The sequence below is a fragment of the Chryseobacterium contaminans genome, from assembly GCF_001684955.1.
GTDB lineage: Bacteria > Bacteroidota > Bacteroidia > Flavobacteriales > Weeksellaceae > Chryseobacterium > Chryseobacterium contaminans.
In genome coordinates, this window is sequence record NZ_MAYF01000290.1 from 20,112 (window position 1) to 29,919 (window position 9,808).

The following is a 9,808-nucleotide window of genomic DNA, read 5'->3' on the forward strand; positions in this document are numbered from 1 at the left end:
TACTTTATATAAATGTATAAATTATTTGTGCTTCAATAAGTGAAATACTTTCAAAAATCACAATAAATTATGATGATAGTCATAAGATCATAAGCATTCTGAGTCATTTTTAGTCTAAGGCCTCCCATTCAACACTTGCTCCAAGATCTTCCAATTGCTTACGGTCGTATTCCAGCCATTTAGAGTATCCTGTTCTGAACAATATTTTGGTTTCTTTGCTGAGTTCAAGAGCTTCTGTTCCGGAGAGCCCGAATTCTTTTTTCAGCAATGCAATGACCTTCATTTTATTGGGTCCAATATCCGTAATGTATAAATTGACTTCAGGGCCTATCGACTCATAAGTTTCTATCTGTTCCGGATTACCTTCTTCTTCATCTTTAATATTCTCGTAGACTTCTTTCCATAAAGGATTTTCCAAATCTATATTTTCATCAAAGTAATGTATTAACCCTGCTTTATCAAATCTTAAACTTTGGATCTCGTGCAGTATTTTCTGGAATGTGCATAAACTTTCTGCTACTTTTAATGGCTCCCATTTTCCTTGTCCGTGATAGGCAAAATAAACAGGAAAATTATGTTCAGCTTCATTCAGATCAATAAAAAAAGGATCTGCAAAATAATTGGAAGCCAAAACAATCCAATCTGCTTTAAATGATCCCGGAGTAATATCTGTAAGGATTGTATTCTCTACTGAATTATAATGATATCCATCCTGAAAATAATAAATATATTCTGCAGGGGCATAATTTTCCGGTAAAGCGAGTCCTTCAATACGGACAGGTTCTTTCAAAAACTCTATAATGGCTGGAAATGAAGATATTTTTTCATTCCACAAGATATTTTCTTTTTCTCTTTTCTCAATTTCGAAAGGTGAAATTATCTTTCTTTCTCTTTCAAAAGGGAATTTCCTTTGCATCCAATGTACTAAGTCACGATCTAAAATCTCTAAATCTTCTTTCTGCAATACACCATATGAACTCAGATATACTTTTGTTTCCTTATTATTTTTTGAAATAACAGCAACCTGTCCACCTGAATCATCTGCCACAGGGATATATTCCGGAAGAAATTTTTCAAACTCATGAGTATCATAACGTTCCTGAATTTCTTCTTCAGTACGGAATACACGTACTCCATCATAAACAATCTCTTTTTTATGTTTTTTGATAAAAGTCTTTATAAAATCTGACCAATGGTCCGGAAGGTTAATTTTCATAGAATAAATATTTAAATTGAACCATTAATGCGAATTAAGAAGATAAGAATATTAAGAGTAAGCTTCATTTTAAATACAACGCTGAAAGAATCATTTGATATCTTAACTTTCCCTCGTAACTTCAATATTTTTAATGATTTAGAAACAGTTTAAACTACGTGAACCATAGCTAAGCACGAAGATGATTCATTTTTCACCACTAAAATACAAAAACTGGATTCAATTGAAGTTCTATCTTTGTTAAAAATCTTATTACAATGGAAGAGTCTAAACCTTATCCGGTATTTGCAATCTCTAAAGACGGAACCCGCCATGAAATGGATGCAACATCCATTATCATACAGCTTGAAGAAGAGGAAATTGAAATATCATTAATACCACCACATCCTGTTTTTCAGGGAAAGCTCACATTAGCAACAGGTTCTGCTATTCAAGGGCGGGAACAGGAGAGAGGTGCAGGGACTCAACTGATTATTGAACCCGGCGCTGCCAATGTAGTACATATTACTCCTAAAAAGAATAAAACACTGTCATAAATACTGAAGAATACTTTTATACATTTTTAAACTTAAGCAAATCGTTTATATTTGTGAAAAATAGAAGTATGAAGTATTTGTTTATCATGGTTTGCTTTGTCTGTTCAATTTTCAGCCAGGCTCAGCAAACACAGGATCCCTGGAAAGAGAGCCAGCTGATGGATCCGGCATTATTAGCCTCAAGGATTGTAAAACACAAAACAAAAGATTTATTGATTATTTCAGTAGGTCCTGAAGCCATTATCAAAGGTTCTGTAGATATTGGACCAACTCATGAACCTGAAAATCTGGAAAAATTAAGAAATTATCTTAAAGATATTCCTAAAAATAAGGAAATTGTCATCTATTGCGGATGCTGTCCTTTTGTAAAATGCCCTAATATTCGTCCTGCATTTAATTTATTGATGGAAATGGGTTTTAAAAATGCCAAGCTTTTAAATCTTCCTAAAAATATAAAAACAGATTGGCTGGATAAGGATTATCCAACAAATGATTAATATGAAAACGAGTTATACCTTATTATTTTTAATTCTATTCTCAGGATTCACATTCGCTCAAAACAAAATTGAAGTAGGAAAGAAGGCTCCGGAAATTACAATGTCTAAAACGGATGGAACGTCATTTTCTCTTTCAAGCTTAAAAGGGAAAATGGTTCTTATTGACTTTTGGGCTACCTGGTGTGCGCCTTGTGTAGAGGAACAGCCTGAATTGAAAAAATTGTATGATACCTATTCAGAGCAGGTGAAAGCTAATAAGTTTGAAATTCTGGGTGTTTCTTTGGATAAGAACAAAGAAAGCTGGCAGAAAGCTATAGAGCGGTTTGCTATCAACTGGATACAGGTAAGTGATTTAAAATTCTGGAAAAGCCCTGTGGCAAAAGCCTATGAGATTGATGAACTTCCTTTTAATGTTATTATTGATGGCGAAGGAACCATTATTGCCAAAAACCTTCATGAAAAAGAACTTGAGGAGTTTTTGAAGAAAAGTTTCAGTCAAAACTAAAATCGAAAACAATAACGATACAAAAAGAGTGGCCCGGACGGCCACTCTTTTTTTTGTGTCTTAGAATCGGAGCTGAATACCAATTATTAATCATCAATCGGAAAACTATAGAGGGAAATTCATTCCTGATTGATACATATTTTTTCAGTCAAGTTTTATTAATTTCTAAAATTAATGCCGTAAAAATAAGGATTAAATTCATAAAAATCACAAATAAGGGAATAATTTAAATGTTAAATTTTGTATTTATTTAAGTAATAATTAGTTAATACAAATATCTGATCAATAATTGAAAATTTCATTGACCATTTCTCAGAACTAAGACATAAAATAATAATTAGCAAAAAGTCAATTATTTTCAATGTATACAAAAAATAAAACACATTTACATTAAAAATATTCAATAATAAAGATGTTATTTCAGGAAACCTTATTTTTTGCAGTTCCAATAAGCGATATAAAGTAGCCAATGATGAGAAAGGCCATGACTTTAAGATCATCCAGGATGGTAAACAAAATATGATCTGGTCATTATTAGATCTTAATATTCTCCCGGAGGCTGATAACTATTGATTGGGATATTTTCATATACATTTAAGAGTCATTAATATACATCAGAATACGATAAGCAGTTCTGATGTATATTTTTGATGCTATGAAAAAGAACTTCTACCTCAGATGTGCATTATCAGTCATCTTGCTTATGCATAGCGTCATCTCAATTTTTAGTGGAGATGTCAACAGTTTTGGGACCAACTATTTGGATACCATAGGATTTTCTCCAATAGGGCTATATCTTGCCTGGATGGTAAAACTAACCCATCTTATTTCTGCTTTTCTCCTTTGGATAGACCGGTATCTAAAACTTGTTGCCCTCTGTAACATCCCGATCTTTATTCTGGGAATTTATTATATTCATTGGGGAAACGGATGGTTTGTTGTGGGTGGTGGAACCAATGGTATTGAATTTAATGTTCTATTGATATTCAGTTTTATCAATCTCATGTTTCCTGAAATCATCTTAAAAAAGAAAACAGGAAGTCGTTTATAGATCCATGGCTGACATTGGTAGACTTTATATTTTTATATTTGACTGAATCTTATTATTTTATATTTTTAAATGACAGCAAGGTTGAAACCAGATCATAAATCTAAGCTACACATTCATCTGCTTTTTTGGATATTGTATTATATGCTGGAAGTTTATCTTGACTTTTACTGGTCCAGATATCAGTTTCCTGACTTCAAATGGCAGCTACGGCTTCAGAACAGTCTTCTTCTGGAGCTGGGATATTTAATGGTGAAAATTCCTCTTGCTTATTCATTGTTATATGTTTATGAAAGGGTTCACCTTAATAAGGCTCTTAAATATCTTCTCAGTATTCTGATTTTCATACTGGCTGTCTTAGCGCATCGGTTTTTCACCCATTATGTAATTTATTCTCATATTTATGGAATTACGGAGACTTTAGATGGTAAGCAGCCTTCCGGATTTATCAATGGGCTAGTTGCTTTCAATTCATTTATGGATCTTATTTTTATGGTAGGATTGGTTTTCGGGGTAGAAATTACCCGGCAGAAAAATGTACTGAAAGAACAAATCTCTCAGCTCAAATCTGAAAAACTGGATCAGGAACTTACGATGTTAAAAGCCCAGATCAACCCGCATTTTCTGTTTAATACTTTGAATAATATCTATGGAATGGCTCTTAAAAAGGCAGATGAAACTCCTGATGTGATACTCCAGCTTTCCAAAATCATGCGGTATAACATTTATGAAGCTGCGGAGAAAAATATCTCCATAGAAAAGGACCTTGAAAATATTAAGGATTTTATACAGATCCAGAGAATCAGGCATCATCACCTCAATGTCCGTTTCCAGGAAAATATTGATAATCCCTCTCAGGAAATTTCACCGCTTATTCTGATTCAGTTTGTTGAAAATGCTTTTAAACATGGTGTTTCAGAAAGTCTGGGAGACGCTTTCATCATTATTGATATTGAGCTGAAAAACGGAATTCTTTCCTATTATATTGAAAATTCAAAAGAAGAAAGACCTCATCAGCATTCCACCAAAATAGGACTGAGAAATATCCGCCGCCAGCTTGAACTGCTTTATCCCAAACACAGCCTGAATGTAGAGGATAAAACTGACCGGTATATTGTACAACTCAAAATTGATTTCCATGATACATCCAGCCTCTAAAAAATACAACTGCATTATTGTAGAAGATGAACCCATTGCCGCAGAAATCCTGGAAACATTTATTTCCAGAGATCCGGAGCTGAATCTTATAGGAAAGTGTTCTGATGCAGTATATGCAAGCAACCTTTTGAGTATTCATGAGATAGATCTGATGTTTTTGGACCTTCATCTTCCGGTGGTGAAGGGCTTTGATTTTTTAAAGAAACTAAAAAATCCACCGTTTGTAATTGTTACCACCGCTTATCATCAATATGCCATAGAAGGATATGAACTGGATATTGCAGATTATTTACTGAAACCGATTCCTTATGAACGTTTTGCTACCGCTGTTGGCAAATTTAAATATTTAATGGAAGCGGAAGATGCTTTACTGGAATTGGCTGAACGCGATCATATTTTCATCAATAGCGGCAAAAAACAGATCAAAATTATTCTTCAGGACATTTTTTATATCGAAAGTTTAAGAGAATACATTCATATTCATACCAAAACGGAAACCTTCACTTTTAAAATACCTATCAGCAAAATAGAACAGAGCCTGAATCCCAATATATTCACCCGGATCCATAAATCTTATATTATTTCAAAGCCTAAAATAGAGGTTAAATCTGCTACTGTTGTGCAGATAAAAGGAAAGAAGCTGCCTATTGGGAGAACCTATAAACCATTTATTGAGCTGTAGTATTATAACCGCCGGCAAAAATTTACAGAATTTTTGCCACTCATTACTCATTACTCATTACTCATTACTCATATTTTAGTAGACCGCATCCCGCCATTCATATATAGCTTTCATTATATTCTTCACCAATTATTGAATTTTGATTAAACAATAAACAAAATCAATAATTATGAAATACAAGTTGAAGCTTTTAAGTGCAGGTGTCGCTTTTTTTATCGGAAGCGAAACCTATTTTAGTCAGGGAAAGCAGGATACTCTTACCACAAAGAATATTGAGGGGATTGTTGTCACCGCTTTAGGGATTAAAAGAGAAAAAAGATCTTTAGGTTATTCCACACAGGAGGTAAAAGGAGAAGATATCAACAAAAATCCTACGACTAACTTTTTGAATAATTTATCCGGAAAGGTAGCAGGGCTTGAGATCAGGCAGTCTACCAACTTTGGAGGTTCCATAGATGCTGTTTCCAGGGGGTATAAATCAATTTTAGGCGATAACCAGGCTCTTTTTGTAGTGGATGGAGTTCCTATTATCAACAGGAATATCAATTCTACGGTTCAGCAGAACGGATTCGGGGGGTATGATTACGGAAGTCCTGTTTCAGATATCAATCCCAATGACATTGAAACTGTAAATGTATTAAAAGGAGCCGCAGCAACCGCTTTATATGGGTCTAGGGCTCAAAACGGTGCGATTATCATTACCACAAAGAAAGGTAAGAAAAATACACAGGGTATAGGCCTGGAATATAGTGGAAGTATTACTGTCTCTACCGTTGATAAATCTACCTTCCCGGAATACCAGACCCAATATGGACAGGGATATCTGGGAAATCTTTTCCCGGAATACCAGAATGCTCCCGTTGCCTTTTTCTGGCATGATGCTTCATACGGGGCACCCTATGATCCGAATCTGATGGTATGGCAGTATGATGCTTTCATTCCCGGTTCCCAGAATTTTGGAAAGAAAACACCATGGGTAATGGCTAAAAACGGACCGATCACTTTTTTTGAAAAAGCGATTAATCAAACCAATAATATTGCTTTGAGTGGTGGAAATGATAAAGCAAATTTCCGGTTGAGCTATTCCAATACCAACGCCACGGACATTATGCCTAATTCTTCTTTAATGAAAAACAATTTTGGCGGAAATGCATCCTATAAGATTACAGATAAGCTTACAGCCACTATTTTCGCTAACTATATTACACAGAGAACCAAAGGACGAAACTCAACAGGATATACCGATAATATTATGACCGGATTCCGCCAGTGGTGGGCTACCAATGTAGATATTCAATATCAGAAATACCTTTATGATACCTACAAAAAAAACTATACATGGAATATCTTAGGACCGGATACTCTTTTTCCTTCCTATTGGGATAACCCCTATTTCTCCAGGCATGAAAATTACCAGAACGACAGAAGGGATCGTTTTGCAGGAAACTTCAGTCTGAGCTATGATGTTTCAAAAAGCATCAATATCCTTGGAAGAGTAGGTATTGACGGCTATACAATGATTACTGAGGAAAGAAAGGCCATAGGTTCTATACCAGCCTTCTTCAGTTTTAATATTATAGAACAGCCTTCTGGTTATGCAGTGACCAATCTCCGTTTTACAGAAACCAATTACGATCTGATTGCCACTTATAAAAAGAATATTACGGAAGATCTAAATCTGCAGGCGTTACTGGGTGGTAATGTCAATGTTCAGTCAAACTATTCCAATGCGCAGACAACAACCGGAGGATTATATATTCCGGGGCTTTATACGATTTCCAATTCGGTTGCTACTCCAGCCAAGCCTATTACAACAGATAATACCAAATATATTTACGGAGCTTTTGTTCAGGCTTCTTTAGGATATAAAAACACCTATTATCTGGAAGGAACCTTCAGAAGAGATCAGTCTACGGCCCTGCCCAAAGCAAAACAGGTATATTATTATCCTTCGGTTTCTGCCAGTGTAGTATTCTCCAATCTACTGAAACAACAATGGTTAAGTTTCGGAAAGATAAGAGTAGCTTATGCGGAGGTAGGTTCGGATACCAATGCAGATCAATTAAGAAACAGGTATATTCCACAGGCCTCTTTGGAAAATAATCCAGTTTATTCCTACAACACCTCTTTAAGAAATCCAGACCTCTTTCCGCAGAAACTGAAGAATTTTGAAATAGGAACCAATATGCAGTTTTTTAAGAACAGGGTAGGCTTAGACCTTTCATGGTTCAGAAATATTGCCTTTAATCAGATATTGCCACTTCCTATTTCCCTGGCAACGGGCTCAATCTCAAAAATCCAGAATACAGGAGAGCTTACTACAAAAGGAGTGGAACTTACTTTAAATGTAACGCCATTGAAATCGCAACATTTTACGTGGGATATGGCCATTAACTGGTCTAACCCAAAAACTAAAGTAACGGCCCTTCGGGAAGGTATAGAAAATATTACTCTGGGTTCGTTACAAGGCGGTATCACCATTAATGCTCCTCTCAATGAAGAATATGGAAGCATTTGGGGAGCTGACTTCGTTTATGATCCCAATGGAAATAAAATTGTAGGGAGCAATGGTGCTTACCTGCATACGGATGACAGCAATCATAATCTTGGAAGCTTTCAGTCTGATTTTGTGGCAGGCCTGAATAATTCTTTTACCTATAAAAATTTTAACCTAAGTTTTCAGATCGATTGGAAAAAAGGAGGAAAAGTATTCTCCCTGGATCAGTACTACGGTTACGGAACAGGTCTTTATCCTGATTCTGTAGGGGTTAATGACCTTGGCAATCCTATAAGAAACCCATTGGAAAACGGAGGCGGTGTTATTTTGCCGGGGGTAATGCAGGACCCTAATAATCCTGGGCATTATATTCCCAATACGATTCGTTTAGACCGTTCAATGTCCAGCCAGACTTTGGAAACCGATCCTCCTGTGGCTGCTTTTGTTTATGATGCAAGCTTCATTAAGCTCCGTCAGGTATCTGTTTCTTATACTTTCAACAATCAGTTCCTGAAAAAGGCAGGAATTCAGAACCTCACACTGGGACTGATAGGAAGTAACGTATGGATTATTCATAAAAATCTTCCCTATGCAGATCCTGAATCCGGACTGTCATCAGGAAGTATACAGGGATACCAATCCGGGGTAATGCCTGCTACAAAAAACTTTGCCTTCAATCTGAAAGTTAATTTTTAAACCCTATTACCATGAAAAATATTATCATAAGCTCTCTTTTATTACTGATATTTACCAACTGTACATCGGATGATGTGAACGATGATCCGCATGTAGCTTACAATATGTCTCCTGAACCTCTTCTTACGTATGCGGAAAAGGAACTGAGCGACTATATGACCACGCCAAGCGTTAATGAAAACAATTTCCGGCTTACCATGCAATACTGGCAGGAGGTAACCTACGTAAGTGAAAGCAATTATAATTTTACGGCAAGAAATGTCTCTAATAATGTATGGTCCGATAATTATGTGAATGTCCTTAATAATTTAAACAAGGCTAAAGAACTTATAGAACAATTTCAGCCTCCAGCATCAGAATTGAATGGCTGGCCTGCTAAGAAGCAAAATCAATTGGCAATTATTGATATTCTTTCAGTATATGCATTTCAGACTATGGTGGACACATTCGGTGATGTTCCATACAGCCAGGCCCTTAACTATGAAAAGTATCCTCTTCCCATATACGACGATGATGCACAGGTTTATGAAAGACTAATTACCCGGCTGAAAACTGATATCAATTTGTTGAAAGAAGGGGAAGGAACATTTGGTTCCGGAGATATCTTTTATAGAGGAGAGGTAGGAAAATGGAAAAAATTTGGAAATTCACTGCTTTTAAAATTAGGAATTGCTCTGTCAGACGTTAATCCCTCATTGGCTCAATCTACTATAAGCACAGCTATTTCCGGTGGAGTTATTACAAACGAAACGGATAATGCAAACTTCAGATACCAGGAAGAGACACCCAATTTTAATCCATTGTTTGAAAACATTGCCAATAGTGGAAGAAACGATTTTTTTGGAGGAAAACCTTTTATAGACTTCCTTAATGCAACATCTGATCCCAGAAGAGCTCAATATTTTAAGGATGTACATGGTGAATATATCGGGCAGGTCATTGGGTTACCAGGGATCTTCTCCAATTTTTCGGC

Annotated in this window: 9 protein-coding genes; 8 read left to right on the plus strand and 1 reads right to left on the minus strand. The window is 35.8% G+C overall.

Going from position 1 to position 9,808, the window contains the following annotated elements:
* Positions 1–109 precede the first annotated feature (109 nt).
* Entirely contained in the window at positions 110–1,216 is a 1,107-nt protein-coding gene (locus BBH99_RS13715; RefSeq protein ID WP_066696695.1) for an SMI1/KNR4 family protein, read from the minus strand.
* Between the two features lie 257 nt (positions 1,217–1,473).
* On the opposite strand from BBH99_RS13715, the gene BBH99_RS13720 reads away from it, so the two are divergent.
* The 8 genes from BBH99_RS13720 to BBH99_RS13755 all read left to right on the plus strand — a co-directional run.
* Entirely contained in the window at positions 1,474–1,752 is a 279-nt protein-coding gene (locus BBH99_RS13720; RefSeq protein WP_066696701.1) for a hypothetical protein, read from the plus strand.
* Between the two features lie 68 nt (positions 1,753–1,820).
* On the plus strand, positions 1,821–2,249 hold the full coding sequence (locus BBH99_RS13725) for a rhodanese-like domain-containing protein (protein WP_066696704.1): 429 nt from the start codon (positions 1,821–1,823) through the stop codon (positions 2,247–2,249).
* A 1-nt stretch (position 2,250) separates the two neighbouring features.
* Complete coding sequence (locus BBH99_RS13730) at positions 2,251–2,754, plus strand: TlpA family protein disulfide reductase (protein ID WP_228390814.1); 504 nt, start codon at positions 2,251–2,253, stop codon at positions 2,752–2,754.
* Positions 2,755–3,409: 655 nt separating this feature from the next.
* On the plus strand, positions 3,410–3,805 hold the full coding sequence (locus BBH99_RS13735; protein WP_066696716.1) for a DoxX family protein: 396 nt from the start codon (positions 3,410–3,412) through the stop codon (positions 3,803–3,805).
* Between the two features lie 141 nt (positions 3,806–3,946).
* A complete protein-coding gene (locus tag BBH99_RS13740) occupies positions 3,947–4,960 on the plus strand; it encodes a sensor histidine kinase (RefSeq protein ID WP_228390815.1) in 1,014 nt (337 codons plus the stop codon).
* Positions 4,941–5,642 carry a LytR/AlgR family response regulator transcription factor gene (locus BBH99_RS13745; protein WP_066696708.1) on the plus strand — a complete coding sequence of 234 codons (702 nt, stop codon included), beginning with the start codon at positions 4,941–4,943 and terminating at the stop codon, positions 5,640–5,642. Before BBH99_RS13740 ends, BBH99_RS13745 begins: the two co-directional genes overlap by 20 nt.
* A 169-nt stretch (positions 5,643–5,811) precedes the next feature.
* Positions 5,812–8,835: a SusC/RagA family TonB-linked outer membrane protein gene (locus BBH99_RS13750; protein WP_066696710.1), complete on the plus strand. Its 3,024-nt coding sequence runs from the start codon at positions 5,812–5,814 to the stop codon at positions 8,833–8,835.
* Positions 8,836–8,846: 11 nt separating this feature from the next.
* The coding region (locus BBH99_RS13755; RefSeq protein WP_066696713.1) for a SusD/RagB family nutrient-binding outer membrane lipoprotein at positions 8,847–9,808 on the plus strand (962 nt) is incomplete at its 3' end.

Bases quoted from the DNA above. Each gene is read 5' to 3' on its own strand.
- BBH99_RS13745 (WP_066696708.1), top strand. From the start codon at position 4,941: ATGATACATCCAGCCTCTAAAAAATACAACTGCATTATTGTAGAAGAT.
- BBH99_RS13715 (WP_066696695.1), bottom strand. From the start codon at position 1,216: ATGAAAATTAACCTTCCGGACCATTGGTCAGATTTTATAAAGACTTTT.
- BBH99_RS13750 (WP_066696710.1), top strand. From the start codon at position 5,812: ATGAAATACAAGTTGAAGCTTTTAAGTGCAGGTGTCGCTTTTTTTATC.
- BBH99_RS13725 (WP_066696704.1), top strand. From the start codon at position 1,821: ATGAAGTATTTGTTTATCATGGTTTGCTTTGTCTGTTCAATTTTCAGC.
- BBH99_RS13735 (WP_066696716.1), top strand. From the start codon at position 3,410: ATGAAAAAGAACTTCTACCTCAGATGTGCATTATCAGTCATCTTGCTT.
- BBH99_RS13740 (WP_228390815.1), top strand. From the start codon at position 3,947: ATGCTGGAAGTTTATCTTGACTTTTACTGGTCCAGATATCAGTTTCCT.
- BBH99_RS13720 (WP_066696701.1), top strand. From the start codon at position 1,474: ATGGAAGAGTCTAAACCTTATCCGGTATTTGCAATCTCTAAAGACGGA.
- BBH99_RS13730 (WP_228390814.1), top strand. From the start codon at position 2,251: ATGAAAACGAGTTATACCTTATTATTTTTAATTCTATTCTCAGGATTC.